Raw genomic sequence first — 24,654 nt, 5'->3', positions numbered from 1 at the left:
AAGAACCGAGAAGGTTCGGTTCTCCCGAGGAGGCCGCTCATGACCGCTCGCACCCCTGATGCCGAGCCGCTGCTGACCCCGGCTGAGGTCGCCACGATGTTCCGCGTCGACCCCAAGACGGTCACGCGGTGGGCGAAGGCCGGCAAGCTCACTTCCATCCGTACGCTCGGCGGACACCGCCGCTACCGCGAGGCCGAGGTCCGCGCTCTTCTCGCGGGCATCCCGCAGCAGCGCAGCGAGGCCTGAACAACTGCATAACCGGGCAAAACGGCTGGTCCCCCAACTCGCCGAGGCGCCCGGACCCTAGCTCCAAGCGACGCGGGACCTGCCCCAACAGGACCCTCGCCCAGGCCAATGGGAACTTCTCAGGCAAGTGACACAGGGTGCGTCGTAGATCGCGCTGGACTCCGCCGGGTCCAGCGCGATCTTTTTTGTGCGCTGAAAGCCCTGGTGCCGCGGGTCTGTGAGCGGGCTTGTCGGAGTCTGGGGAGGGGTGTCGGATCCGCTGTGGATGTTCCCTGGGAGCAGTGCAATTGCACATATTAAATTGACCCGTTGTAGGCCGGGTGTAAGTACCGGGGTTTCAGAAAGTCATGCGGTGACACCCGTCACATGCCGGGTGGCTTGTTGCCGGTGGTCCATGTGCGCTAAAGGAGGCACGGGCTCCAGCGTCCCACTGTGGCACGGTTGTTGGGAGTGCGCGAGCGCTACGCCGTCGGGGCGGCCTCGTCCCCTACGGCGCCCCCCGGGGCCTGAGCGCCCGGCGGGGCGGAGTCCATCGCCAGCCGCAGCAGGCGGTGGCAGATCGGACAGTGGCGGGTGAGGTGCCGATAGGAGGAGGCGGCCGACAGGTGCGCGCGGAGCAGGGCTCGCGTCTCGTGCCTGACAGATGCCGCCATACGCCACCTCCGGGGCCCGCACGAGAACGGGGCCTGCTTTCTGGGTACCGACGGAATGTGACGCCGTCAAGAGCGGGGAGCTCCGCCGGTTGGGCCGCTGTTCCGGGTGCCGGTGCTTGTTCTTGGCGCCGGTGTCGGTGTGGCCGCTCACTGGGGGCTGCCGCCCCCAGACCCCCGCTTCGGCTGAACGGCCTCGTCCTCGAACGCCGGACGGGCTGGACATGCCGAAGGCCCGCATCCGGAAACGGTGCGGGCCTTCGATCTTGCGGTCCTGACGGGATTTGAACCCGCGGCCTCCACCTTGACAGGGTGGCGAGCACTCCAAACTGCTCCACAGGACCAGGTTTCGCGGCGCTTTCGTGCGTTGCGCTGCGAGAAGAGACTGTACAGGAGGGTGAGCCCGCCGGTCGAACTCACCCTGCGTGCACGGGCGATTACGAGACCGCGGCGTCGATCGCCTTCACGATCCGCTTGTCGGAGACCGGGTACGCCGTACCGAGCGCATGCGCGAAATAGCTGACCCGGAGCTCCTCGATCATCCAGCGGATGTCCAGGACGGACGACGGGACGGGACGGCCCTGCGGAAGCTGCTCCAGGAGCCAGGCGTACTCGTCCTGCATCTCGTGGACCTTCTCCATGCGAGTGGTGTCCCGCTGGACGCCCGTCGGCATCTGCTGGAGACGACGGTCCACGGCCACCAGATAGCGCATCAGGTCCGGCAGCCGCCGTAGGCCCGCCCACGTCACGAAGCCGGGCTTCACAAGGGCGTCCAGCTGGGCGCGTACGTCCGTGAGATTGGGCAGGAGGACGGGGCTGCGTACGGTCTTCAGACGGCGTTCACAGGCCTGCCACGCGGCGAGGACCTGCTGCACCTGCGTGACCGCACGCACCGTCGTGTCGACGATCTCCGCGCGCACCTTGTCGTACAGCTTCCGGTACGACTCCTCGTCCCACACCGGCCCGCCGAAGTCGGCGATCAGCCTGTCCGCCGCCGCCATCGCGCAGTCGTCGAACAGGGCCTGTATCGACCCGTGCGGATTCGCGGACAGCGCCAGCTTCTGCGCGTTCGTCAGGCGGTCGCTCGCGAATTTCGCCGGGTTGACCGGGATGTTGCGCAGGATCAGGCGCCGGGTGCCCTTCCACATCGCCTCGGCCTGCTCCGCCTCCGTGTCGAAGAGCCGGACCGACACCGTGTCCCCGTCGTCGACCAGCGCCGGGTACGCCTTCACCGGCTGGCCGGCCCGGCGGGTCTCGAAGACGCGGGTGAGCGAGCCGATCGTCCAGTCCGTGAGGCCCTTGCGCTCCAGGGACTCCCCGCCCTGGCGCTCGGCCGTGGCCGCCGCGGCCTGGGACAGGGCCTGGCGCGCCTTCGGCTTCAGCCGCAGCTTCAACGCCTCCAGGTCCTTGTCCTCGGCCAGCTTGCGGCGCCGCTCGTCGACGATCCGGAAGGTGATCCGCAGATGGTCCGGAACCCGCGCCCAGTCGAAGTCCTCGGCCTCGAAGGGCACACCGACCATGCGCTTCAGCTCGCGGGCCATGGTGACCGTCAGCGGCTCCTGCAAGGGCACCGCCCTCTCCAGGAACGCCTTCGCATAGTTCGGAGCGGGCACATAGTGGCGGCGGATCGGCTTCGGCAGGGAGCGGATCAGCTCCGTCACCACCTCCGCGCGCAGCCCCGGGATCTGCCAGTCGAAGCCCTCGTCCGTGACCTGGTTGAGGACCTGGAGCGGGATGTGGACGGTGACGCCGTCGGCGTCCGCGCCCGGCTCGAACTGGTAGGTCACCCGGAACTTCAGCTGCCCCTGCCGCCACGAGTCGGGATAGTCGGCCTTGGTGACCGCCTCCGCCGACTCCCGGATGAGCATCTCCCGCTCGAAGTCCAGGAAGTCGGGCTGCTCGTGCCGCTTGTGCTTCCACCAGGAGTCGAAGTGCGCGCCGGAGACGACATGGTCGGGGACCCGCTGGTCGTAGAAGTCGAAGAGCGTCTCGTCGTCGACGACGATGTCCCGGCGACGGGCGCGGTGCTCCAGCTCCTCGACCTCGCTGAGGAGTTTTCGGTTGTCGGCGAAGAACTTGTGGTGCGTGCGCCAGTCGCCCTCGACCAGGGCGTTGCGGATGAAAAGCTCGCGCGAGGCCTCCGGGTCGATACGGCCGTAGTTGACCTTCCGCTGGGCGACGATCGGTACGCCATAGAGCGTGACCTTCTCGAACGCCATCACCGCCGCCTGGTCCTTCTCCCAGTGCGGCTCGCTGTACGTCCGCTTGAGGAGGTGCCCGGCGAGCGGCTCGACCCACTCCGGCTCGATCTTCGCGTTGACCCGGGCCCACAGCCGGCTCGTCTCCACCAGCTCCGCCGACATCACGAAGCGCGGGGTCTTCTTGAACAGGGCCGAGCCCGGGAAGATCGCGAACTTGGCGTTCCGGGCGCCCAAGTACTCGTTCTTCGCGCCGTCCTTCACATCCTTCATGCCGATGTGCGAGAGCAACCCGGCAAGGAGGGAGACGTGTACGCGGTCGTCGGGGGCGTCCTGCTCGCTGAGGTGGATGCCCATCTGCTTGGCGACCGTACGCAGCTGGGTGTAGATGTCCTGCCATTCGCGAATGCGCAGGAAGTTGAGGTACTCCTGCTTGCACATGCGCCGGAACGCGGACGAGCCCCGCTCCTTCTGCTGCTCGCGGAGGTAGCGCCAGAGGTTGAGATAGGCGAGGAAGTCGCTCGTCTCGTCCCTGAAGCGGGCGTGCTGCTGATCGGCCTGGGTCTGCTTGTCGGCCGGACGCTCACGCGGGTCCTGGATGGACAGCGCGGCGGCGATCACCATGACCTCGCGGACACAGTCGTTCTTGTCGGCCTCCAGGACCATACGGGCCAGCCGCGGGTCGACGGGCAGCTGGGCGAGCTTGCGGCCGGTGTCCGTGAGCCGCTTGCGCACATCCTTCTGCGTCGGATCGAGCGCGCCCAGCTCCTGCAGCAACTGCACACCGTCACGGATGTTGCGGTGGTCCGGCGGGTCGATGAAGGGGAACTTCTCGATGTCGCCGAGGCCGGCGGCGGTCATCTGCAGAATGACGGAGGCGAGGTTCGTACGGAGGATCTCGGCGTCGGTGAACTCCGGCCGCCCGTTGAAGTCGTCCTCGCTGTACAGCCGGATGCACACACCGTCGGACGTACGGCCGCAGCGGCCCTTGCGCTGGTTGGCGCTGGCCTGGGAGACCGCCTCGATGGGGAGGCGCTGCACCTTGGTGCGGTGGCTGTAGCGCGAGATCCGGGCGAATCCGGGGTCGATGACGTACTTGATGCCCGGGACGGTGAGGGACGTCTCGGCGACGTTCGTCGCCAGAACGATCCTGCGGCCGCCGTGGGGCTGGAACACACGGTGCTGCTCGGCGTGCGAGAGCCGGGCATAGAGAGGAAGCACCTCGGTGAAGCGGTACTTCTTCTTCTCCAACGCGTCCGCGGTGTCCCGGATCTCCCGCTCGCCGGAGAGGAACACGAGGATGTCGCCCCGGCCCTCCCCCATCAACTCCTCGACGGCGTCGGTGATCGCGGTGATCTGATCCCGGTCCGCGTCCTCGGAGTCCTCCTCCAGCAGCGGCCGGTACCGCACCTCCACCGGATACGTCCGGCCACTGACCTCGACGATCGGCGCGTCGCCGAAGTGCCGGGAGAAACGCTCGGGGTCGATCGTCGCGGAGGTGATGACGACCTTGAGGTCCGGCCGCTTCGGCAGCAGCTGGGCCAGATAGCCGAGCAGGAAGTCGATGTTGAGGGACCGCTCGTGGGCCTCGTCGATGATGATCGTGTCGTAGGCGCGCAGCTCGCGGTCCGTCTGGATCTCGGCGAGCAGGATGCCGTCCGTCATCAGCTTGATGAACGTGGCGTCCGGGTTCACCTGGTCGGTGAACCGCACCTTCCAGCCGACGGACTCGCCGAGCGGGGTGTCCAGCTCCTCGGCCACGCGCTCGGCGACCGTACGGGCCGCGATACGACGGGGCTGTGTGTGCCCGATCATGCCCCTGACCCCGCGCCCGAGCTCAAGACAGATCTTGGGGATCTGGGTCGTCTTGCCGGACCCGGTCTCACCGGCGACGATCACGACCTGGTGATCACGGATGGCGGCCGCGATCACGTCCTTCTTCTGGCTGACGGGCAGCTGCTCGGGGTAGCCGACCGCGGGCACCCGGGCACGCCGCTCGCCCATCCTTGCCTCGGCCTTCGTGACCTCGGTCTCGATCTCGGCGAGAACAGCGGCACGGGCCTCGGGCTTACGGATCTTGCGTGCACCCTCGAGCCTGCGCCCGAGCCGGTGCGCGTCGCGCAGCGACAGCTCGGTCAGGCGGGGGGCGAGGGCGCCGAGGGCGGGGGCGGGATGCGTAGACATACGCCGCCCAGGATCTCACCCCGGGGAAATCCGTGGCGAACGCTTTTGCACCACGGTGTTTTCAGGGGGTGCGCTGCACCGGAGGAGCCGACTGCGGCTCGCGCCCGCGGGAGCTGTCGCCCAGGGCGATGGACCTGGCGGTGTTGGAGACGGCCTTGATCCCCAGGTAGGCCGTGGTCATGCTGCTGACCGCGGTGAACCCGGCCGTCAGCACACCGACGATCACCGCTTTGTCACCGTCGAGCTGCCACACCCCGAAGATCGCGACCCCCGCGATGGCGAGATTGCTGATGACCACGGCAAGCAGCCCGTACCGCGCCCGGTCCTTCTCCAGCTCGGTATCCCGAATGGCTCTCGACTCGTCCCGGCTCATCGTCCCCCCCAGATTTCACGGCCGACCAGGCAGAAGGTAGCGCCGCGATTCATCGCCTACAAGGCGCGCCGGGCCGGGGTCCCCGTGGTCCCCGTGGTCCACGTGAACCCCGCGTACACCAGCCAGGAGTGCTCCCACTGCCACCACATCGACAAACGCAACCGGCCCAGCCAGGCCGAGTTCAGGTGCAGGCTCTGCGGCTTCGTTGAGCACGCGGACCTCAATGCGTCCCACGTCATCGGCCGACGCGGCTGGTGGATGTGGGTCTGCGGGGCCGAGTCACAGGTCCCTGCCCTCACGCTGATTGCGTAGGGCTGGATGCGCCACTTACGCCGAAGCCATCGTCGGGGGTGAGCTGCAAGCCGGGGAGTTTGCTCTCGGGTAGCGGACGCGATCGCTCGTACGGGCGGCGTCTCCGGTAGCGGACGCGGACGCTCGTATGACGAGAATGATTCGTGAGACATACAACAAGGCCCCGATCCTCGGATCGGAGCCTTGGCTGTGGCTGGGGCCGGGATCGAACCGGCGACCTGCCGCTTTTCAGGCGGCCGCTCGTACCAACTGAGCTACCCAGCCGTCAAGGCCTTTTGCAAAGCCTTGGCGGTCCTGACGGGATTTGAACCCGCGGCCTCCACCTTGACAGGGTGGCGAGCACTCCAAACTGCTCCACAGGACCAAGCTTGCGTGCAACAGTGTCGCACACGATCTTGCGTGCCCCCAACGGGATTCGAACCCGTGCTACCGCCTTGAAAGGGCGGCGTCCTAGGCCGCTAGACGATGAGGGCTATCGGCCCGCCTGGGCGCTTCTCAGCGCGTCGGGGACGTGAGAAGCATATGGGATGGCGGGGAGTATCGCCAAAACGGTTTACGGCCTCGTGGGCGGCGCCGTCCCCGATGGGGTGGTGGGGGCGCTCGGCGTGGGGTTCGCGCCAGGCTGGTTCTCCTCCGGGAGATGACGGCTGACCTCGGCCGTCGTCAGACCCAGGCCGCCCAGTCTGATCTCGTCCCAGGCCTGGAGCCGTCGGGTGTCCCGGTCGAAGTAGAGGATCGACGCCTCGACCGGATCGGGGTACTTGCCCTCCACCGCACGCAGCCCGCTGCCGCCCGTCGAGCCCTCCATCCGCAGCCGGGTCCCCCGCTTCATGACCTCCGTCTGCTCGTGGTGGAGGTGGCCCGCCAGTACCAGTGGCACCTCGCCGTCCGTGCGCCGGGCGGCCGAGGGCTCGTGGGCCACGGCCACGTCCACCGGCGTGCCCGCCGCCCGCTGGTCGCGCAGGGCCGTGGCCAGCCGGTTCCCGGCCAGTTCCTCCGCCGCGTTGCCGCCCGGCCGGCCCGAGCGGTCGGGGGTGAACTGGGGGTCGCCGATGCCGGCGAACCGCAGTCCCGCGATCGTCTGTGCCCGTCCGTCGTCCAGGACGCGCACGTTCTTGATCCGCTCCAGGTAGCTCTGGGTGAGAAGTGAGTCGTGGTTGCCCCGGACCCATACATACGGCGCGCCCAGATCCGCGATGGGGTCGAGGAAGCCGTTCTCCGCCGCCGTGCCGTGGTCCATCGTGTCGCCGGAGTCGACGATCACGTTCACCTTGTACTCGGTCACGAGCGACGCGATGATCTTCCAGCTCGCCGGGTTCAGATGGATGTCGGAGACGTGCAGGACCCGGATCGTGCTCGGGTCGGGCCGGTAGGCCGGGAGCGTGGAGGTGACGTCGTAGAGCTTCGTCACGTTCGTCACCAGGCGCGCCAACTCCTTCTGGTAGACGTCGAATTCGGTGACGATGCTGCGCGCGTTGCCGACCAGGGAGGGCGCGGAGGAGAGCAGGCCGGAGAACTTCGGCTCCAGGACCGACTTGGGGTTCCAGGTGGCGTACGCCGTCGCTCCCGAGGCGGCGAGCAGGGTGAGGGCGAGTCCGCCGGCCGCGAGGGCGCGGCGGGGACGGCGGTAGACCGCCAGGCCGAGTGCGGTCGCGCCGGAGACGACGGCGACGCAGGACCGCAGGGCCAGGTCGAGCGTGCCGTGCTCGACGTCCCGGGCGACCTCGTCCTGGAGGCCGGCGAGGCGCTCGGGGTGGTCGACGAGGGCCTGTGAGCGGACGGGGTCGAGTTGGTCGACGTTCACGTCTAGGCGGACGGGTGCGACGTGGCTGTCGAGTGTCAGTGCGCCCAGCGGTGAGACGTTGATCTTCGTGCCGCCGCTGAGGGACGGGCGCAGGGCCATCGTCGTGTTCATCGGGCCGACCTGGGTTCTGACGTTGCCGACGATCAGCAGGCCGAGCCAGGCGCCGACGAGGACGACGACCGTCATGCCGAGGGCGCGCTTCCAGGGGTGTGGCTGGGCGGCGAGTTCCGGGGCGTGGCGGTTCGGGCGACGCCGGGTGAGCGTGCGGATGATCCGGTTGCGGGCTGCGACGGGGACGCGGGCCATTGGTCGCGTATGCCCAAGCCCGGCAGTGGATATGCGGGGGTTGGCGGCCGACGTGTCCTTCGGTTCGCGACGCTCCTGTGGCCGTCCCGTACCGGACAATGTCCGTGTGCTGGAGATGACGCGCGAGGAGTTCGAGGAACTGGTCGCCGAGGCGCTCGACCGGATTCCGCCGGAGCTGACGCGGCTGATGGACAACGTCGCGGTGTTCGTGGAGGACGAGCCCCCGGCGGACGATCCCGGGCTGCTCGGGCTCTACGAGGGGACGCCGCTGACCGATCGCGGCGAGTGGTACGCGGGTGTGCTGCCCGACCGGATCACGGTCTACCGGGGGCCGACGCTGCGGATGTGCGACACGCGTGAGGACGTCGTCGCGGAGACCGAGGTCACCGTGGTGCACGAAATCGCCCACCATTTCGGGATCGACGACGAGCGGCTGCATGCGCTCGGGTACGGGTGAGGGCCGGGCGCGTGTCTTCTTGAGTCCGGCGGGAGTTGGGCACGGCGACTCCTTCATCCTCCCCCGGAGGTGGCCGCCGTGCGCCCCAAGTACGTACCCGTCCGTCTGGCCGCCGCGGTGCTGGCCGTGACGGCTGCCGCCGGCTGTGTGAGCGTGGGCGAGGACGGTGGCCGGGCGGCCCCCTCGCACTCGTCGGGGCGTCGGGGCGGCGATGCGGCCGACGGGGGGTCGATGGTGTCGGGGGGCGGTGCGGGGTACGGCGGGGCCGAGGGCGACGCCGAGCACAAGCGCGGGCGGAAGGCGAAGCACGGGAAGCATGAGTCGGCGTCGGCGGCGCCGTCGCGGGCGGGCAGTTCCTCCGTGTCGCCGGCCGGGCCGGGCGGCAGTCAGAAGCCGGGGGTTCCGGCGCCGACCCAGGCGCCGCCGACCCCCACGCCGACGCCTCCCGAGCCGGAGCCTCCGGCGTCGACCCCGCCGCCGCCCGTGTCGACCCCGCCGACGGCCGAGCCGTCGTCGTCGGCGCACGAGGAGGCGGGGCCGCAGCTGGGGGATCGGGAGCCGGCGCCCGAGGCGGGGTCTCCGGCGTAGTCGGTACGGGCTGGTGTGGGTACGTGACCAGCGTCTCGTGGGTTGAGTTTGCCTTGGGGGGCGGTGGGTGCGTATGGTGGTAGATCGTTTGATCCCATTTGCCCGGCGCCAACGCAGAGCGCGCCGTGTGGCGCGTACTCTCCTTTGCCGTGGCGGACCGCATTGAGGCGGTCGTATTGCGAATCACGGAGTTGACGGGCGCGTGCCGAAGAGACTCCGGAAGGTTTCGCATTCGCATGTCCGTGTCCAGCACAGATCACATCGTCGTGTCCGAGAACGAGTTCGAGAACGACGAGTCGACCGAGGTCACCGAGACCGCTGACACCCCTCAGATCACTTTCGTCGACCTCGGTCTCCCCGAGGGCGTGGTGCGCAAGCTCGCGCAGAACGGCGTGACCGTCCCGTTCCCGATCCAGGCCGCGACCATCCCGGACGCCCTGGTCGGCAAGGACATCCTCGGCCGTGGCCGCACCGGCTCCGGCAAGACCCTCTCCTTCGGTCTGCCGACGCTGGCCACGCTGGCCGGTGGCCGCACGGAGAAGAAGCGCCCCCGCGCCGTCATCCTCACGCCGACGCGTGAGCTGGCCATGCAGGTGGCGGACGCCCTCCAGCCGTACGGCGACGTCCTCGGCCTGAAGATGAAGGTCGTCTGCGGCGGCACGTCGATGGGCAACCAGATCTACGCCCTGGAGCGGGGCGTCGACATCCTCGTCGCCACCCCGGGTCGCCTCCGCGACATCATCAACCGCGGTGCCTGCTCCCTGGAGGACGTGCAGATCGCCGTTCTCGACGAGGCCGACCAGATGTCGGACCTGGGCTTCCTGCCCGAGGTCACCGAGCTGCTCGACCAGGTTCCGGCGGGCGGCCAGCGGATGCTGTTCTCCGCGACGATGGAGAACGAGATCCAGACCCTCGTCGACCGCTACCTGCAGTCCCCCGTCTCGCACGAGGTCGACGCGGCTCAGGGTGCGGTCACGACGATGTCGCACCACATCCTGATCGTGAAGCCCAAGGACAAGGCGCCGGTCACTGCCGCGATCGCCTCCCGCAAGGGCCGCACCATCATCTTCGTCCGCACCCAGCTGGGCGCCGACCGCGTCGCCGAGCAGCTGCGTGACGCGGGCGTGAAGGCGGACGCGCTGCACGGCGGCATGACCCAGGGCGCGCGCACCCGCACGCTGGCGGACTTCAAGGACGGTTACGTCAACGTCCTGGTCGCCACCGACGTCGCGGCCCGCGGTATCCATGTCGACGGCATCGACCTGGTCCTGAACGTGGACCCGGCCGGCGACCACAAGGACTACCTGCACCGCGCCGGCCGCACGGCCCGTGCCGGCCGCACCGGCACGGTCGTCTCCCTGTCCCTGCCGCACCAGCGCCGCCAGATCTTCCGCCTCATGGAGGACGCCGGAGTCGACGCCGCGCGCCACATCATCCAGGGCGGTGCCGCCTTCGACCCGGAGGTCGCCGAGATCACCGGCGCCCGCTCCATGACCGAGGTCCAGGCCGAGTCCGCGGGCAACGCCGCCCAGCAGGCCGAGCGCGAGGTCACCCAGCTCACCAAGCAGCTGGAGCGGGCCACGCGGCGCGCCGTCGAGCTGCGCGACGAGGCCGACCGGCTGGTCGCCCGGGTCGCCCGCGAGCGGGGCGAGGACCCCGAGGCCGCGGTGGCCGAGGCCCAGGCGTCGGCGGCCGAGGCGGTGGCCGTGATCGAGGCGTCCGTCCCGGAGCAGCCGGTCGCGCAGGACGTCGACCGCACCGAGCGCCCGGCGGCCTCCGCGCCGTACGAGCGCCGGGAGCGGCGTGACGACCGGGGCGAGCGTGGCTTCGACCGCGGCGACCGCGGTGACCGCGGTGGCCGTTCCTTCGAGCGCCGCGACGACCGTGGCGGCTTCCGCCGCGACGAGCGCCGCCCCTTCGACCGCGACCGTGACCGTGGTTTCGAGCGTCGTGACGACCGCGGTGGCTTCCGCCGTGACGAGCGTCGTCCGGACCGTGGTGGCGAGCGTGGCGGTTTCGAGCGTCGTGACGACCGTGGTGGTCGTTCCTTCGAGCGTCGCGACGACCGTGGCGGCTTCCGCCGTGACGAGCGTCGTCCGGACCGTGGTGGCGAGCGCGGTGGTTTCGAGCGCCGTGACGACCGTGGTGGCGAGCGTGGCGGTTTCGAGCGCCGTGACGACCGTGGTGGCGAGCGCGGTGGTTTCGAGCGTCGTGACGACCGTGGTGGTCGTTCCTTCGAGCGCCGCGACGACCGCGGTGGCTTCCGCCGTGACGAGCGCGGTGGGCACCGTAGCAGCGACCGCCCGTTCAACCGGGACCGCCGTGACGACCGCCCCGGCTTCCGCTCCGCCGGCCACGACCGCCCGTACGGCCGTCGTGACGACCACCGCGGCACCGGCTCCTTCGGCCGCCGCGACGACAAGCCGCGCTGGAAGCGCAACGGCTGACGCCGAGTGACCTGCAAGGGCCCGTACGACTCCGGTCGTACGGGCCCTTCGTCGTCCACCGCGGCACCTGGACCGCCGTCCGGTCCCTCCCCTTTCCGGCCTGTTCCCCCGTCCGACGCGGCCGGGTCCCCGATACCCGATCGGAGACTCGGCTCCGTCCGGCTATGCTCATGGAGGCAACCTCGCCCGGGCCCTTAGCTCAATTGGCAGAGCAGTGGACTTTTAATCCATTGGTTGTGGGTTCGAGTCCCACAGGGCCTACGGGTTGCAGGCGAGGGTTAACCCCTCTGACCTGCTATGCAGCGTCCGGGTCGGCTTCGGTCGGCTCGGGCGCTGTTTCATTTTCGGGCCCGTGCGTGAGCGATGCGTGAGCGGACGTTCGGGGGCACGTCAGGTCGGCGAGCGAGGCGAGGGCGGTGAAGGTGGAGGCGCCGGCCGCCCACGCGCTGCGCAGCGCGGCACGCGACATCGTCCACACCGCCACCGGCCCCGACGGCAGCGCACTCGCCGCCCTGCTCGCAGCCCTCGTCTGGGCAACCATCGTCGCTAGGCGCCGGCACGAGGCGAAGAACCACGCCCACCAAGCCGGCGCCGCTCGCCAAGCGGTCCAGCACCTCCAGACAGCCGTGGACCGTGCCCTATCCCGACGCTCACCGAACTCACAGCCCGGCCGCCCAGGGACCAAGCCCGTCGCGTTCTCGCGACCGACGTACGAGCAGCAGTCCCCGACCACGCCGAGCGGATCCTCGCCGACCTGGCTTGGCCCGCGCTCGCCACCGTCCTCGCCGACGCCGAAGCCCGTGGACGCCCACCGAACAGCAGCACCGGCAGCGTCGGTGGGGGCCAACACTGCCTGCGCCCCGCCGACATAGCTGTTCAGTCTGATGCCCTCGCTCCTTCCTGGTGACGAGGGCATCAGCGATTCCTGCGGTTTTTCCGCGCTAGGCGGCCTTCGCTTCACATGAGACGCCTGAGGCATCAGCCCGCGCGACGGGCAACAGGGCGGCACAAGCCAGGACCTCGACCAAGTGCTCGGCCAGGAGCCCGACGTGCGGATCCGGCTGGACCAGGGCGGTGACATGGCAACGGGCGGTGCGCTCCCTGGCCCACTCGTGGTCGAGGCTGGTGAAGTCGTCGTCGATCCAGATGGCGGGCGCGTCGCCGAGCCAGGCGTCGACGTGGTCGCGTTTCCACAGGTAGCCGTTGGGGTGGCTGGTCGTGATCTGCGGACGCGGCAGGTCGACGTGCGGCAGGGGTGGGAGGCCGAGGAGCGGACCGATGAGCGTGGTGGCGTCTTGGCGCCAGCTGGTGCACCAGACGGGGGTGACCAGGCCGGTTCGGATCACGTGCATGAGCAGGGGGCCGTGGGCTGGGTTGAGCCAGATGGTGACCGGGTTGTCGGCGGTCCGGCCGGTGGGAACGACGTCGTGGCGCGTGTGGGTCTCGGGGCCGGCTCCTTCCGCGTCCGGGAAGGGGATAAGGACGCCGTCGACGTCGAGGAGAAGGTAGGGCGGGCGCATCGGGTTCTCCCAGGGGGCTGGGGGCTGGGGTCAGAGCTTGCGCGCGGTGATCAGCAGGGTGGTGGGCCAGAGGCCGTGGCGGGCGTCATGGAATTCCTGGGCCGAGGCGAGCCAGAGACCCGCTCGTCCGAGGTGCTTCTCCCAGCGTTCGGCGTCGAACTCCCAGCGTGCGATGGGCAGGCGTGTGCGGTCTGGGAGAGTGACGTAGTCGCGGCTGGGCCGGTCGTCGGTGGACGGGCGCCTGCCGCCACGCTGGGGATGGGGGACGGCGAAGGCGAGGGTGCACCCGGGTTTCAGGCGCTGGGCGATGGCTGGCAACAGCAGCTCAGGGGCGACGAGGCCGATCGCTCCGAAGACGGAGTAGATCGCGTCGAATCGCTCGTCGGAGGCTTGCAGGTAGTGCAGGGCGTGGCCGGCGACGAAGGTCAGGTTGTTGAGCCGGCCGTAGTGCGAGCGGGCTCGGCGGACTTGAAGGCCGACGAGGTCGACGCCGGTGACGTGGGCGCCGATTGGGGTCTCCCCTGTTCGAGCGGAGCCGAGAACTTGGGGAAGGGTGGCGAGGTGGGCGGCGTTGTGGCCGGGGCCGCAGCCGAGTTCCAGAAGTCGCTTGCGGCGCAGATCCGGTGCGACGATTTCGGCGCCGGGTCCGCTGCCAGGCCGCGTGGTCCATTCCATCCGCGCGGGGACGGACAAGGACTCGGCGGGGCTGGCTGTAGTGCGCTGGAGGGCGTGGACGTACCAGGGGGACGCCTGGGCGAGCACGTCAGACCTCCAGGAGGTGGAGAACGTCGGTGAGGTGGCGGCGTACGGCCTTGATGTAGGCGGGGTCGGTGGCCGGGTCGTTGATCCAACGCATGGACTGCTCCATGAACCACTCGACGGCCCAGACTCGGTGCCAGCCCAGCGCCCACTTCTCGGCCGGAAGCCCGCCACGCTCGGCGAGGGCGTCGGGGGTGCCGCCCTCGGTGACGTACGTCTCCAGGAAGACGCGTAGACGTACGGGGTCGGGGTCGTCGATGGTGCCGTGCCAGCTGGCGAGGTCGAGTAGGCCGGGGCCGGTGAAGGCGCGGGCGAAGTCCAGCAGGAGCCAGCCGCGCCGGCCGATGTGGAGGCTGGTGGGGTGGAACTCGGAGTGCACCCAGCCGAACGGGCCGACCGTGGCACCGGCCGAACGAGCTACGGCGGCTTGGGTGATGCGGTCGAGTGCGTCCTCGATGTCGTGGGTGTCCTCCCACCGGTCGGCCTTACGCAGGTGGCCGAGGTGTTCCAAGGCTCGCGCCGGGAGGCCGCGCAGACCCTCCTGATCGAGGACCGGCAGGGCCGCGGCCGTGCGGGTGAGGTGCAGGACCACGGCTGCGGCGGAGCCGTCGAGGTCGTCGGCTTCGCGGATGGGAGCGCCGAGGTCTTCCAGCAACATCCCGAGCCAGCCGTCCAGGACTGCCGAGGCGTGAATGGAAGGTACGGGCACGCCGTGTGTTTTTGCCAACCGGAGTGCCTGGTCCTCCCTGTCGAAGGGCCTCCTGGCGTACTTGAAGATGGCGGTGCTGCCGTCGGTGAAGGTGAGGCGTTCGACGCCGGACATGGACCAGACGCGCACCTCCTCACGCGATGCGCAGGTTTGGTTGGCGAGGGTCAGCAGGTTGTCCAGGAGTTCGGCGTTGAGGGTCGCGTTCATGAAGGGCTCCAGTGCGGTGGTGGCGTCCAGGGCGGGCGATGAGTGCGGCCCGCCCCGGAGCCTGGCGTGCGGTGCGGGTGCTACGCGGCAGGGCTGACGCGGTGGGCGTAGACCTGCTCGATCCAGCCGGCCTTGAAGGCAGCGAGGTCGTCGCGGAAGGCGGTCATCGACGCACCGTAGGGCGCGACGACGCCGCCGGACTGGTCCGGCACGGACTGGCAGCCGTGCACGAGCCGGCCGCCGAGGGCGGCGTGGGCCTTGATGGACTCGATGCGGCGGTGCTCGTTGAACCAGCCGCCGTGGTAGACCTCGTCCAGCATCCCGCCCATCTCGTCGTCCAGGTCGAAGACGACCGAGGTGGCGGCCGGGAAGAACCAGCACGGGCCGACGTTGGAGATGTGCCCGTCCAGCTCCACCTTGTTGAGTGCCATCAGCGTGGCCGCCTCGCGCAGCATCCGCAGGTGCTCGGCGGTGATCTGCGACAGGCCGAGGCCGGCGAGGTGCTCGTCGCGGAAGAGGTACGCGTACACCTCGTAGGCGGTGGACAGCACGCGGGCGGCGTTCGAGGTGGACTCGCCGTGGGCCTTGATGAAGTCCAACGCGAGCTGCTCGACCGCGCTCTCGGTGGTCTCCGCCACCTCCAGGAGCTGGGACTTGACCAGCTCCCAGTCGGCGACGAGCCAGGTGTTGGACTCCAAGCGGAAGAAGTACTCGGCCGGGTCGATCGTGATGCGCCGGCCGTTGACCTGGATGCCCGGCAGTCGGCTCCAGCGCTCGTCGACCGCCTGGGGCAGCTCGACCGTGATGGCCGTGGTGTCGATGGTGGTCACCGTGTCTCCGTCTCTGATCGGCCGGGGTCGGGCACAGGCATGCCTGAACCCGGCACAGGCGTGCGGAACTTCGGGGAGCCGCCCGACTGAAGGGGGAACCTGGTCACGGTGTCGGACCGTGCCGGGCGGCTGATATTCAGTGAACACGCCGTCACGCACAGTGGGTACGGTGAGAGGCAGTTGAAGCGGTATACGCGGTTTACAGCTCCGGAGCGGAGGCGGTCGTGGTAGCGCAGAGAGAACCCAACTTCCGCCTGCGCGAGACCATCGAGGCAACGGGCTGCACCTACGAGGCTCTGGCGAAGGACATCCGGCGCATCGCTGCCGAGAACGGCGAGACCCTCCAGACCAACAAGTCGGCTGTCTCCCACTGGGTGAACGGCAACCGCCAGCCGAGCGGCCGGACCGCCCGCTACCTCGCCGAGGCACTGTCCCGGCGAGCAGGCCGCACGATCACTGAGAGGGAGATTGGTCTCCGCGGAGGCGAGACACCGACCGAGCAGGCTGATCCCGTCCTCGCCGCAACCGACCTGGGCCGTGCCGACGTCGAACGCCGGCGCTTCCTGGCCGTGGCTGCCTTCACCGCAGCCGGCGTTGCCATGCCCCTTGGATATGACCACGAAGCGACGGCCCGCATGCTCCGAGCCCGCACTGGTGGCTCCCTGGTTGGTGCGGAGGACGTGGAGGTCGTACGCCAGATCACCGCAGCTTTCAGTGCCGCCGACGAGCGTCTCGGTGGCGGCCATGGGCTTACCACCGTCACCGCGTATCTCGCCGACACTGCCGCCCCCATGCTGCGCGCGCGGTTCCCGAACGAAGCCTTACGCCAGGCAGCCTTCGGAGCGGTCGCAGAACTCGCCTACCTCGCAGGATGGAAGCACCACGACCTAGGCCAGGAAGGTGCCGCCCAGCGCTATTACCAGGTCGGCTACCAACTCGCCTGCGAAGCCGACGCGCACGGCCACGCCGCCTGGATGATGCGCGCCCTCGCCCACCAGGCCCTCAGTCTCAAGCAACCCCATCACTGCGTCGACCTCGTCGAGGCGGCACTGACCCGCGGCCTGGGCCGCGTCGACGCCCAGACCGAGGCGCTGCTCCACATCACCCATGCCCGCGCGTACGCCGCTGTGGGCGAGAAGCCTGCAGCGGCCCGCGCCCTGCTTGCCGCCGAAGATGCCCTCCTACGCGACGACGGTCCACAGCCGAGCTACTCCCGCGTCAGCGGCCCGGCCGCCGGCACCGTGGCCAGCCACACCGCCCGCACACTGACCGACCTGGCCGATCACGTCGGCACTGAGCAGCAGCACCGAGACGCCCTGGTCCGCTGGGACCCGGAGAAGTACAAGCGCGTCCACGCCCTCACCTACGCCGACCTGGGCGACAGCCTTGCCGCCCAGGCCCGAGCCGACGAGGCCGTCGCCGCCTGGTCCCAGGCCCTGCCCCTCATGGAGGGCATGACCTCCGACCGCACCCGCAAGGCGATCAGCTCGATTCGCTCCACCCTCGCCGTCTACCAGCGCCGCAGGGTGCCCGGGGCGGCCGAACTGGCCCGCCGCGCACGCGAAGCACTGGCCTAAGCTGCCCACCAACCGGCCGACGAAGGGACACCAACCGTGGCTCAGCCGAACACCGACGACCAGTCCAAAGCGCTCCCGCCTGCCCTCGAATCCATGACACTGCTGGTCGCCGCCGTCATCGTCCACGACAAGGCCGCCAACCGGGTCGTCCTCCTCCAGCGCAGCCGGAACGCCAAGTTCGCCCAGGGCATGTGGGACTTGCCGGTCGGCAAGAGCGAACCCGGTGAGCCGATTACCGAGACCGCGGTGCGCGAGCTGTACGAGGAGACCGGCCTGGCCGTGAAGCCGGAGTCCCTGAAGGTCGCCCACATCATCCATGGCGCTTGGGGCGTCGAAGCCCCCAACGGATTTCTCACCGTTGTCTTCGCCGCCCATGAGTGGACCGGTGAACCGGAGAACCGCGAGCCACGCAAGCACGCACAGGTTTGCTGGGCGGACGCCGACGCCATCCCGGAAGACTTCGTGGATACCACTGCCAGTGCCCTCCGCCGATATCTCACCGGCGGCCCCCAGGTATCGCTGGACGGGTGGAAGTAGGGACCAGCACGGCGTCACCGTGGTCAGTGCGACCCGGAACAGGCAGGCCGGGAGTGAGCTGATGTGGGGGGACGCGCAACTGCTGTGACTACGACGGTCAGCTTGGGAATAGCGTCAGCACCTCGGGGTCGGTCGGCTTTTCGCTCTCGTCGGATGCATCCAGTGCAAGACGTGGCCTCGTCATGGTCGCGGTGGCGTAGACCTCGTTCGCCAGCTCGAAGGACAAGGCCGAGCGGGCGACAAGTTCATCGAACGGAACGCCTGTCTCCTCGCAGAGGCGGACCGCCTTCTCAAGCAAGAGGGTTGCTTCGCGGGGGCCAAGGTCACACGGCTCCGGATCGCCGTGCTGAGAGAGCATCAACATGGCGCGCTTGTACGTCGTCTCCCGGAAGGCACCGAGGGCATGGGCACGGTAGACGAGGGCTTTAAGGGAAGTACCCCAGCGTTGCTTCAGCGCGTAGAGCGCCTCCCAGTCGAGTCTCTGCGGCAGTTCCTCAGGGACCTCGGCGCCTGGCATCAAGAACTCGGCGGCGAAGTCATGCGCCTGGTTCTCGACGATGCGGCTTCCAGGCTCAGCATCAAGGTGCATGACCAAGTGTCCGGCCTCGTGCGCTGCGTCGAATCGCGACCGAGCCTTGTCGTTCTTGGCAGGGTTCCGGAAGACCAGCGGCCTGCTCCCGTACCAATGCGAGAAGGCGTCCACTCGTTTGGACATGCTGGTAGCTCCAGGACCACGGCGCCGTGGGCTTCGAGTAGTCGGGTCACATGGGAGATCGGGCCACTAGGAACGCCCATGGCATCGCGTGCATCGCGGGCCACGGCCGCGATGTCAGCCCTGCTCGGCTCGGTCGGCAGGGCTAGGCGCGGCAGTGTTGCAGGAGGAAGCTCCACGTAGTGCTCGACCGTCGTAACGAGCCGCCAGACGATCTTGCCGAACGCGGCTGTGTTGTCGCCCTGAGGCTTCGGAAGTGGGCGGCGCTGGGCACCGTTGGATGCGGGTGCCCCGTAGCGAAGAATGTGGCCGGCACCCCCAAAGCAATGGCCAGCTGCGCAACGACCGAGGCTGAAGGCCGACTCTGGCCGAGCTCGTACTGGCTGACCGCTGCTGGTGTAAGCCCAACCTTCCTGGCGAGCTCGTTCTTGCGGAGTCCTCGAAGCTGTCGGGCCGTTGTGAGAGCTTCAGGTTCGAAGGAGCGGGAGGCGAGTTCAGCGCCTCTCGATCCTCGCAGCGGTGTCGGCATGGGTTTCTCTGTGTTCTCGCGCACGCCGCGCGTCTCGTCAGTGCGCCGGCGAAGCGGCAGCTCGTTCTCTTCGAGGTCGGTGTAGTCGGGTGCCTTCGGCGCCTTCCCTGTAGCGGGCCGACCCTCGTTGGAATCCGTTGCAGACGGCAGCTCGCCGTCTCGATCCGGAAGTCCCGCTGAGGGCAGACCGACCTGGAGTGCCTGCCTCAAGTCGCCGCTCGCTGCGACCACCTGCGGCAGGCGGCAAGAGTGGCGCAGGCAGGCGGAGCTCACCTTGGTGCGCAGAGCACTCCCCGCACGTCCCGCCTGTCTCTTTCCCTGCCGAAACGTCCGTCAGAGGCTTCCCGGCCGGGGTAGGTGTTTGCCTACCCCAGAAGTAGGTTTCGGCCCATAGCCCCTGCCGGACCCCTCGCAGCAGCATGATCTCCAGGCCACAGCGCGTGGCCAGGAAGACGAGACGAGGGGCGAATATGTGGCCGTTTCCGGTTCCGGTGAACGGGGCGCCCTGGCCGGGGGGCGCGCTCGTGGCGTTGACCGCGGTCTGCGCTGTGCTGGCCTTCAGGGCGCAATCCCGACGCCGAGCACCGGCCGCTGCCGGCCGGCCTGCTCGGCGCCCTCGATCCGCAGCGCATCGGCATGTTCGGCTGGTCGAAAGGCGCGACGGCGACGGCCTTCGTGATGAGCGAGGACCGGCGCGTCCGGGCCGGGCTGAGCTTCGACGGGCCGATGCAGCCGATGGTCAGCACGGACCTGGACCGGCCGTTCATGCTGATGACCGCCGAGTTCCCCCGGGCCACGCAGCCGAGCGTCGCCGAGTTCTGGTCGCACCTGCGGGGATGGCGGCTCAACGTACAGGCGGAGGGCGCGGTTCACTCGTCGTACTGCGACGTCCAGTTCTTGATCCCGCAACTGGCACCGGCCGTCGGGATGAGCGCTGCGGATCTGCGGGGCTGGATCGGCACCCTCGATCCGGCCCGGGCGGTGCGGATCCAGCAGGCGTACCCGCTCGCCTTCTTCGACCTGCACCTGAGGCAGCGAGGGCACCTGCTCGACGGCCCGTGCCCGGCCTTCCCGGAGGTGCAGTTCATTCCATGAAGCGACGGACAGCGTCACCCCCAGTTGGCTCGCCGCCATGACAACCGACATCTCCTGCTGTCACGTCCTCCGCGTTCGCATTCGTGTGTGGTCGGGTCCTGCTTTGGGCGGGTATCTGTACTGGTCAAACCCACGGTCTGCGTGAGCGATGCGTGAGCGGACGGCGCGGCACGAGCCGGCACGAGGTGCCCCGCGCATCGCACCGCACATGCTCTGACCAGGCGGTTCCGGACACCCGAGCAGCGTCCGGAACCACCCGGCACACCCCGACCAGGACTTTTGATCCATTGGTTGTGGGTTCGAGTCCCACAGGGCCTACGGGAGAGCCCCGGTCCGGATCTCGTCCGGAGCGGGGCTCACGTCTTTTCCGCTGTGGTGTGCGCGGGGTCAGCCCGCGCTGAGTTCCGTCAACTTGCCCAGCGGCAGCGTGTGCTGGGTCTGCAGGACCTTGGCCCGCAGGTAGCGGACGTTGTGGGCGGTGGTGAAGACGCCCGTCGGGACGCGGTCGTGGACGGTGATGCCGAGGGTGCGCAGCTGTTCGGCCTTGTCGGGGTTGTTGGAGAGCAGGTCGAGTTCCCCGATGCCGAGGGCGCGCAGCATCTGGGCGGCGGCCGTGTAGTCGCGGGCGTCCTCCGGGAGGCCCAGCGCGGCGTTCGCCTCGTAGGTGTCCAGGCCCTGGTCCTGGAGGGCGTACGCGTCGAGCTTGTTGTAGAGGCCGATGCCGCGGCCCTCCTGGCGGAGGTAGAGCAGCACGCCGCCGCGGTCGGCGATGCGCTCGACCGCCTCGCGCAGCTGCGGGCCGCAGTCGCAGCGGGCCGAGCCGAAGACGTCGCCGGTCAGGCACTCGGAGTGCAGCCGGACCAGGGGGACGGGTCCGGGGTCGCCGAGGACGACGGCGATGTGTTCCTGGCCGTCGGCCAGGCCGTGGAAGGTCACGAGTTCGGCGTCGACGCTGTAACCGTCGTGGAAGCGCAGCGGTACCCGGACGCGGGCGCGCGGTGTGGCGGCTGGGGTGTCGGGCATGCGGGTTCTCCGGGGTTCAGGAGTTTCAGTTTTGAAGCAGTTGCCCGGGAACCCTACCCCATGCTTTAAATTTGAAGCAACGGATTTGCGGAGTCTGTCGCGGGCGTCACGAGCAGGACTTCGGCGACCGGCGGCGCCATGGCACGTCGTCCGGTGCGCACCGCGCGTCCTCGCCCTGGAGCGCCTCGGCGATCCCGCCGAAGATCTCCTCCAGCTGCCGTACCTGCTCCGGGCCGAGGTGATCGAAGAGGGAAGCGCGTACGGTCGCCACATGACCCGGCGCCGCACGCTCCAGCACGGCCCTGCCCTCGTCGGTCAGGACGGCGATGCTGCCCCGCTTGTCGGAGGGGCAGCCCTCACGCCGTACCAGGCCGTCCTTCTCCAGCCGGGTCACGGCGTAGGTCAGCCGGCTCCGGGTGATCTTCGACTTCTCGGCGAGGTCGGTCATGCGCAGACTGTGCTCCGGCGCCTCGGAGAGGTTGGCCAGGATGGAGTAGTACAGGTGCGGCATGCCGGTGTCCTGCTGGAGCTGCCGGTCGATCGCGTCCTCCAGGAGCAGACTGCCGGCGATGTACGCGCGCCAGGCGCGCTGCTCCTCGGGGGTGAGCCAGCGGGTCGTCATACCGCCAGTGTAAGTTTGTTTCAAACTTGAACCAAGCCCGCACGTCAGTCGCAGTACATCAGACCTCGTCAGGGAGAGCGCGCCGATGCCGTACCCGTACGTCCTGTTGTCCGCAGCCGTCTCCCTCGACGGCTGTCTGGACGACACCGGCCCCGAGCGGCTGCTCCTGTCCAGCCCGGCCGACTTCGACCGGGTCGACGAGGTGCGGGCGTCGGTCGACGCGATCCTGGTCGGCGCCGGCACGATCCGCGCCGACAACCCGCGGCTCCTGGTCAACTCGCCCGAGCGGCGCGCCGCGCGCGTGGCCGCGGGCCGGCCCGAGTACCCCCTCAAGGTCACCGTCAGCGGCTCCGGCGAGCTGGACCCGGACGCGAAGTTCTGGCACACGGGCGGCGAGAAGGTCCTCTATACGACGGAGAAGGGCGCCGAGCGCGTCCGCGGACTGGGCCTCGCGGCCGATGTCGTCCCGCTCGGCCCCGACCTCGACTGGCCGGCGCTGCTCACGCACCTGTACGAGGAGCGCGGGGTGCGCCGGCTGATGGTCGAGGGCGGCGGCACCATCCACACCCAGTTGCTCCGCCAGGGCCTCGCCGACGAACTCCAGCTGGTCCTCGCCCCGCTCCTGGTGGGCGATCCGGCGGCGCCCCGGCTGTTCGGCCCCGGGGGCTACCAGGGCGGGCGGCTCCGGCTCGTGGAGACGCGTCGCATCGAGGACGTCGTACTGATGCGGTACGAGCCGACGGCACCCGGCACCGGGCGGTCGGTCGCCGCGGCGGACCGGCACTGGATGCGGATCGCCTGCGACCTCGCGGCGCTGTGCCCGCCCTCGGAGACCGCCTTCAGCGTGGGCGCGGTCGTGGTGGCCGCCGACGGCACCGAGCTGGCCCGGGGGCACTCGCGGGAGGGCGACGACCCCGTCGTGCACGCCGAGGAAGCGGCGCTGGCCAAGGTCGACCCGGCCGACCCGAGGCTGGCCGCCGCCACGGTCTACAGCAGCCTGGAGCCCTGCGCCCGCCGGGCGTCGCGGCCCGCTCCCTGTGCGCGGCTGATCCTGGACGCCGGGGTACGACGGGTGGTCGCGGCCTGGCGGGAGCCGGACACGTTCGTGCCGGGCGCCGACGGGACCGGGCTGCTGAGGGGCGAGGGCGTGGACGTCGTCCTGCTGCCCGAGTACGAGGACCTGGCCAAGGCGCCGAACCGCCATCTGTCGGCCCGCGGATAAACCCGTGCGCTTGCACCCCTGAGCATGGCGTATGCTTAAGGCACACCGACGCGGGGTGGAGCAGCTCGGTAGCTCGCTGGGCTCATAACCCAGAGGTCGCAGGTTCAAATCCTGTCCCCGCTACTCAAGGCTCAGGGCCGGAATCCAGTTCATGGATTCCGGCCCTGAGTGTTTTGGCGAAGACCAGGCGAATATCACGAAGAGTGATCGGACGAAAGCCCTCCGCATAACATCTGAGTCACCATCAAAAACGTTGTGACTCATGTACTGCGGTCAACTCGCCCGATTTCCACCGGTCGTGGCGTGTAAGTCCCGCCGTAAAAACGTTAATGATCAAGCAGAACGGCTTGGAATCTGACAGTCGGGTCTATTAACGTTCGATAACGCAGCGCGGTCGTCCCAGCCGTCACAAGAGTCGGCTCCGTGCGCACGCGCCGAATCTCGCAAGGGAACCGGGGAACCACCACCTTGGGGTGAATCACGCGGATGCCGCCGTGGAGGCACGGCCGGTATACGCGCGTAGGAGACCTTCCTGCTCCGAACCCGTCAGCTAACCCGGTAGGCGACGGAAGGAAAGGAGTACGCCCGCGTGGCGTCCAACCGGCCTGCCCCCACAGCCCCATTCGTGCCGAGCGAGCACACCGAGACCTTCGGCTACGGCAGCTACCGCACCGACGAGGGCCCGTGGGAGGAGTGGAACCCCACCGAGGAGTCCCTCAGCCCGGTACGCGGCCGGCATCGCGTCGCCAAGCAGCGCGGCGGCGGACTCGCCCGCAGCTCCACGGTCCTGGGCGTCGGCGTCATAGCCGCCGTCGGCGCGGGCGGCATGGCCAGCGCCAACACCGGAAAGCCGCCGGTGTCCATCTCCATGCCCGACCTGCCCTCCGTCGGCTCCCTGCTGGGCGACAGCACCCCGGACGACGCCCCCAAGGGCTCCGCGACCGCGCTCAGCAGCGTCGGCATGACCTCCGCCGACAGCGCCCAGGGTGCCTCCGACGCCGGTGAGGCGCTGCGCAACCGCATCATGGCCCAGGCCGAGAAGCAGCAGGGCCAGGTCGACACCAAGGCCGCCGCCGCTGCCGTGGCCGCTGCGGACAAGCAGGTCGCCGCCGCGGCCGCCAAGGCCGAGAAGGAGGCCGCCGCCAAGGCCGCCGCCGCCAAGGCGAGTGCGGAGGCCGCGGCCAAGAGGAAGGCCGAGGCCGCACGCCTGGCCGCGCTGGCCAAGCAGTACACGCTGCCGACCTCCTCGTACACGATCACCTCGACCTTCGGTCAGGCCGGCGCCATGTGGTCCTCCGGCTACCACACCGGCCTCGACTTCGCCGCGCCCACGGGCACGCTCATCAAGGCCATCCACAGCGGCACGATCACCGAGGCGGGCTGGGCCGGCTCCTACGGCTACCGCACGATCCTCACCCTCGACGACGGCACCGAGCTGTGGTTCTGCCACCAGTCCTCGATCAGCGTCTCCGCCGGGCAGAAGGTCAGCACCGGCGACGTCATCGGCCGCGTCGGCGCCACCGGCAACGTCACGGGCCCGCATCTGCACCTGGAGGTCCACCCGGGCGGCCAGGCCACCGGGATCGACCCGATGACCTGGCTGCGGGGCAAGGGCCTCAACCCCTGACCCACCCTGTCGACCGCCGGCGGTCCTGACGGCACCCCCCGACGTCAGGACCGCCGGTCAGGTGTTTGCGGGATCTTTGCGGGCGTATCCGGAATCTTTCGATCCGGTGTGACCGTTGTC

Annotated in this window: 21 protein-coding genes, 6 tRNA genes, 2 pseudogenes and 1 riboswitch; of the genes and pseudogenes, 13 read left to right on the top strand and 16 right to left on the bottom strand. The window is 69.4% G+C overall.

The window, feature by feature from the left end; all coding sequences use genetic code 11:
- Positions 1 to 39 precede the first annotated feature (39 nt).
- On the top strand, positions 40 to 246 hold the full coding sequence (gene bldC / locus ACZ4EG_RS17195) for a developmental transcriptional regulator BldC (RefSeq protein ID WP_003949541.1): 207 nt from the start codon (positions 40 to 42) through the stop codon (positions 244 to 246).
- 461 nt (positions 247 to 707) lie between these two features.
- On the opposite strand, the gene ACZ4EG_RS17190 is transcribed toward bldC, so the two are convergent.
- The 4 genes from ACZ4EG_RS17190 to ACZ4EG_RS17175 all read right to left on the bottom strand — a co-directional run bounded on the left by ACZ4EG_RS17190 (position 708) and on the right by ACZ4EG_RS17175 (position 5,651).
- On the bottom strand, positions 708 to 899 hold the full coding sequence (locus tag ACZ4EG_RS17190; RefSeq protein WP_363299609.1) for a DUF6274 family protein: 192 nt from the start codon (positions 897 to 899) through the stop codon (positions 708 to 710).
- A 266-nt stretch (positions 900 to 1,165) separates the two neighbouring features.
- A tRNA-Asp gene (locus ACZ4EG_RS17185) sits at positions 1,166 to 1,240 on the bottom strand.
- A 93-nt stretch (positions 1,241 to 1,333) separates the two neighbouring features.
- On the bottom strand, positions 1,334 to 5,278 hold the full coding sequence (gene hrpA, locus ACZ4EG_RS17180; protein ID WP_453556695.1) for an ATP-dependent RNA helicase HrpA: 3,945 nt from the start codon (positions 5,276 to 5,278) through the stop codon (positions 1,334 to 1,336).
- Positions 5,279 to 5,339: 61 nt separating this feature from the next.
- Positions 5,340 to 5,651 (bottom strand): hypothetical protein, encoded by a 312-nt coding sequence (locus ACZ4EG_RS17175; RefSeq protein WP_467791147.1) that lies wholly within the window; start codon positions 5,649 to 5,651, stop codon positions 5,340 to 5,342.
- Between the two features lie 48 nt (positions 5,652 to 5,699).
- Here ACZ4EG_RS17175 and ACZ4EG_RS17170 point away from each other — a divergent pair.
- Positions 5,700 to 5,963 (top strand): annotated as a pseudogene (locus ACZ4EG_RS17170) (zinc ribbon domain-containing protein); the annotation flags it as partial.
- Between the two features lie 190 nt (positions 5,964 to 6,153).
- Here ACZ4EG_RS17170 and ACZ4EG_RS17165 read toward each other — a convergent pair.
- The 4 genes from ACZ4EG_RS17165 to ACZ4EG_RS17150 form a co-directional block, all read right to left on the bottom strand.
- Positions 6,154 to 6,227 (bottom strand) — tRNA-Phe (locus tag ACZ4EG_RS17165).
- Between the two features lie 22 nt (positions 6,228 to 6,249).
- Positions 6,250 to 6,327 (bottom strand) — tRNA-Asp (locus ACZ4EG_RS17160).
- A gap of 36 nt (positions 6,328 to 6,363) precedes the next feature.
- Positions 6,364 to 6,436 (bottom strand) — tRNA-Glu (locus ACZ4EG_RS17155).
- A gap of 80 nt (positions 6,437 to 6,516) precedes the next feature.
- The gene (locus tag ACZ4EG_RS17150) at positions 6,517 to 8,073 is read right to left on the bottom strand and encodes a metallophosphoesterase family protein (RefSeq protein ID WP_467791146.1); all 1,557 of its coding nucleotides are present in this window, start codon (positions 8,071 to 8,073) and stop codon (positions 6,517 to 6,519) included.
- A gap of 106 nt (positions 8,074 to 8,179) precedes the next feature.
- Between ACZ4EG_RS17150 and ACZ4EG_RS17145 the strand changes: the two genes are divergently transcribed.
- The 5 genes and pseudogenes from ACZ4EG_RS17145 to ACZ4EG_RS17125 all read left to right on the top strand — a co-directional run.
- Complete coding sequence (locus ACZ4EG_RS17145; protein WP_006604686.1) at positions 8,180 to 8,530, top strand: metallopeptidase family protein; 351 nt, start codon at positions 8,180 to 8,182, stop codon at positions 8,528 to 8,530.
- A gap of 78 nt (positions 8,531 to 8,608) precedes the next feature.
- Entirely contained in the window at positions 8,609 to 9,118 is a 510-nt protein-coding gene (locus tag ACZ4EG_RS17140) for a hypothetical protein (RefSeq protein WP_467791145.1), read from the top strand.
- A gap of 236 nt (positions 9,119 to 9,354) precedes the next feature.
- Positions 9,355 to 11,565 carry a DEAD/DEAH box helicase gene (locus ACZ4EG_RS17135; protein WP_453556702.1) on the top strand — a complete coding sequence of 737 codons (2,211 nt, stop codon included), beginning with the start codon at positions 9,355 to 9,357 and terminating at the stop codon, positions 11,563 to 11,565.
- 188 nt (positions 11,566 to 11,753) lie between these two features.
- A tRNA-Lys gene (locus ACZ4EG_RS17130) sits at positions 11,754 to 11,826 on the top strand.
- 116 nt (positions 11,827 to 11,942) lie between these two features.
- Positions 11,943 to 12,382, top strand: a pseudogene (locus ACZ4EG_RS17125) (mobilization protein); the annotation flags it as partial.
- A 124-nt stretch (positions 12,383 to 12,506) separates the two neighbouring features.
- Here ACZ4EG_RS17125 and ACZ4EG_RS17120 read toward each other — a convergent pair.
- The 4 genes from ACZ4EG_RS17120 to ACZ4EG_RS17105 form a co-directional block, all read right to left on the bottom strand.
- Positions 12,507 to 13,085, bottom strand: a complete 579-nt coding sequence (locus ACZ4EG_RS17120; RefSeq protein ID WP_453556704.1) for an HAD domain-containing protein — start codon at positions 13,083 to 13,085, stop codon at positions 12,507 to 12,509.
- Between the two features lie 30 nt (positions 13,086 to 13,115).
- Complete coding sequence (locus ACZ4EG_RS17115) at positions 13,116 to 13,847, bottom strand: class I SAM-dependent methyltransferase (RefSeq protein WP_453556706.1); 732 nt, start codon at positions 13,845 to 13,847, stop codon at positions 13,116 to 13,118.
- A 1-nt stretch (position 13,848) separates the two neighbouring features.
- Positions 13,849 to 14,760, bottom strand: a complete 912-nt coding sequence (locus ACZ4EG_RS17110; protein WP_467791144.1) for an aminoglycoside phosphotransferase family protein — start codon at positions 14,758 to 14,760, stop codon at positions 13,849 to 13,851.
- 80 nt (positions 14,761 to 14,840) lie between these two features.
- A complete protein-coding gene (locus tag ACZ4EG_RS17105; protein ID WP_467791143.1) occupies positions 14,841 to 15,590 on the bottom strand; it encodes a hypothetical protein in 750 nt (249 codons plus the stop codon).
- 224 nt (positions 15,591 to 15,814) lie between these two features.
- Here ACZ4EG_RS17105 and ACZ4EG_RS17100 point away from each other — a divergent pair, with 224 nt between their 5' ends.
- Together ACZ4EG_RS17100 and ACZ4EG_RS17095 are read left to right on the top strand one after the other, a co-directional pair.
- On the top strand, positions 15,815 to 17,167 hold the full coding sequence (locus tag ACZ4EG_RS17100) for a helix-turn-helix domain-containing protein (RefSeq protein WP_467791142.1): 1,353 nt from the start codon (positions 15,815 to 15,817) through the stop codon (positions 17,165 to 17,167).
- Between the two features lie 36 nt (positions 17,168 to 17,203).
- On the top strand, positions 17,204 to 17,704 hold the full coding sequence (locus ACZ4EG_RS17095) for an NUDIX domain-containing protein (RefSeq protein ID WP_467791141.1): 501 nt from the start codon (positions 17,204 to 17,206) through the stop codon (positions 17,702 to 17,704).
- A 97-nt stretch (positions 17,705 to 17,801) separates the two neighbouring features.
- On the opposite strand, the gene ACZ4EG_RS17090 is transcribed toward ACZ4EG_RS17095, so the two are convergent.
- A complete protein-coding gene (locus ACZ4EG_RS17090) occupies positions 17,802 to 18,419 on the bottom strand; it encodes an ImmA/IrrE family metallo-endopeptidase (protein WP_467791140.1) in 618 nt (205 codons plus the stop codon).
- 142 nt (positions 18,420 to 18,561) lie between these two features.
- Positions 18,562 to 18,945, bottom strand: a complete 384-nt coding sequence (locus ACZ4EG_RS17085) for a helix-turn-helix domain-containing protein (protein WP_467791368.1) — start codon at positions 18,943 to 18,945, stop codon at positions 18,562 to 18,564.
- A 546-nt stretch (positions 18,946 to 19,491) separates the two neighbouring features.
- Here ACZ4EG_RS17085 and ACZ4EG_RS17080 point away from each other — a divergent pair.
- The gene (locus ACZ4EG_RS17080; protein ID WP_467791367.1) at positions 19,492 to 20,040 is read left to right on the top strand and encodes an alpha/beta hydrolase; all 549 of its coding nucleotides are present in this window, start codon (positions 19,492 to 19,494) and stop codon (positions 20,038 to 20,040) included.
- A 387-nt stretch (positions 20,041 to 20,427) separates the two neighbouring features.
- Here the strand turns inward: ACZ4EG_RS17080 and ACZ4EG_RS17075 are convergent, their stop codons facing one another.
- Complete coding sequence (locus tag ACZ4EG_RS17075; RefSeq protein ID WP_453556710.1) at positions 20,428 to 21,063, bottom strand: GTP cyclohydrolase II; 636 nt, start codon at positions 21,061 to 21,063, stop codon at positions 20,428 to 20,430.
- A 106-nt stretch (positions 21,064 to 21,169) separates the two neighbouring features.
- On the bottom strand, positions 21,170 to 21,685 hold the full coding sequence (locus ACZ4EG_RS17070; protein ID WP_453556712.1) for a MarR family winged helix-turn-helix transcriptional regulator: 516 nt from the start codon (positions 21,683 to 21,685) through the stop codon (positions 21,170 to 21,172).
- 85 nt (positions 21,686 to 21,770) lie between these two features.
- Between ACZ4EG_RS17070 and ACZ4EG_RS17065 the strand changes: the two genes are divergently transcribed.
- The 3 genes from ACZ4EG_RS17065 to ACZ4EG_RS17055 all read left to right on the top strand — a co-directional run bounded on the left by ACZ4EG_RS17065 (position 21,771) and on the right by ACZ4EG_RS17055 (position 24,534).
- A complete protein-coding gene (locus ACZ4EG_RS17065; protein WP_467791139.1) occupies positions 21,771 to 22,907 on the top strand; it encodes a dihydrofolate reductase family protein in 1,137 nt (378 codons plus the stop codon).
- Positions 22,908 to 22,956: 49 nt separating this feature from the next.
- Positions 22,957 to 23,030, top strand: a tRNA-Met gene (locus tag ACZ4EG_RS17060).
- Positions 23,031 to 23,329: 299 nt separating this feature from the next.
- Positions 23,330 to 23,487: riboswitch (cyclic di-AMP (ydaO/yuaA leader) on the top strand.
- A 9-nt stretch (positions 23,488 to 23,496) separates the two neighbouring features.
- The gene (locus ACZ4EG_RS17055) at positions 23,497 to 24,534 is read left to right on the top strand and encodes a M23 family metallopeptidase (protein WP_467791138.1); all 1,038 of its coding nucleotides are present in this window, start codon (positions 23,497 to 23,499) and stop codon (positions 24,532 to 24,534) included.
- Positions 24,535 to 24,654: the final 120 nt, after the last annotated feature.

The organism is Streptomyces sp. NPDC025638, assembly GCF_055558775.1.
This window is presented reverse-complemented; position numbering and strand designations above follow the sequence as displayed.

Excerpts from the sequence above, each read along its gene's own strand:
- bldC (WP_003949541.1), top strand. The coding sequence starts at position 40 with ATGACCGCTCGCACCCCTGATGCCGAGCCGCTGCTGACCCCGGCTGAG.
- ACZ4EG_RS17190 (WP_363299609.1), bottom strand. The coding sequence starts at position 899 with ATGGCGGCATCTGTCAGGCACGAGACGCGAGCCCTGCTCCGCGCGCAC.
- hrpA (WP_453556695.1), bottom strand. The coding sequence starts at position 5,278 with ATGTCTACGCATCCCGCCCCCGCCCTCGGCGCCCTCGCCCCCCGCCTG.
- ACZ4EG_RS17175 (WP_467791147.1), bottom strand. The coding sequence starts at position 5,651 with ATGAGCCGGGACGAGTCGAGAGCCATTCGGGATACCGAGCTGGAGAAG.
- ACZ4EG_RS17150 (WP_467791146.1), bottom strand. The coding sequence starts at position 8,073 with ATGGCCCGCGTCCCCGTCGCAGCCCGCAACCGGATCATCCGCACGCTC.
- ACZ4EG_RS17135 (WP_453556702.1), top strand. The coding sequence starts at position 9,355 with ATGTCCGTGTCCAGCACAGATCACATCGTCGTGTCCGAGAACGAGTTC.
- ACZ4EG_RS17120 (WP_453556704.1), bottom strand. The coding sequence starts at position 13,085 with ATGCGCCCGCCCTACCTTCTCCTCGACGTCGACGGCGTCCTTATCCCC.
- ACZ4EG_RS17110 (WP_467791144.1), bottom strand. The coding sequence starts at position 14,760 with ATGAACGCGACCCTCAACGCCGAACTCCTGGACAACCTGCTGACCCTC.
- ACZ4EG_RS17090 (WP_467791140.1), bottom strand. The coding sequence starts at position 18,419 with ATGTCCAAACGAGTGGACGCCTTCTCGCATTGGTACGGGAGCAGGCCG.
- ACZ4EG_RS17085 (WP_467791368.1), bottom strand. The coding sequence starts at position 18,945 with ATGCCGACACCGCTGCGAGGATCGAGAGGCGCTGAACTCGCCTCCCGC.
- ACZ4EG_RS17075 (WP_453556710.1), bottom strand. The coding sequence starts at position 21,063 with ATGCCCGACACCCCAGCCGCCACACCGCGCGCCCGCGTCCGGGTACCG.
- ACZ4EG_RS17070 (WP_453556712.1), bottom strand. The coding sequence starts at position 21,685 with ATGACGACCCGCTGGCTCACCCCCGAGGAGCAGCGCGCCTGGCGCGCG.
- ACZ4EG_RS17065 (WP_467791139.1), top strand. The coding sequence starts at position 21,771 with ATGCCGTACCCGTACGTCCTGTTGTCCGCAGCCGTCTCCCTCGACGGC.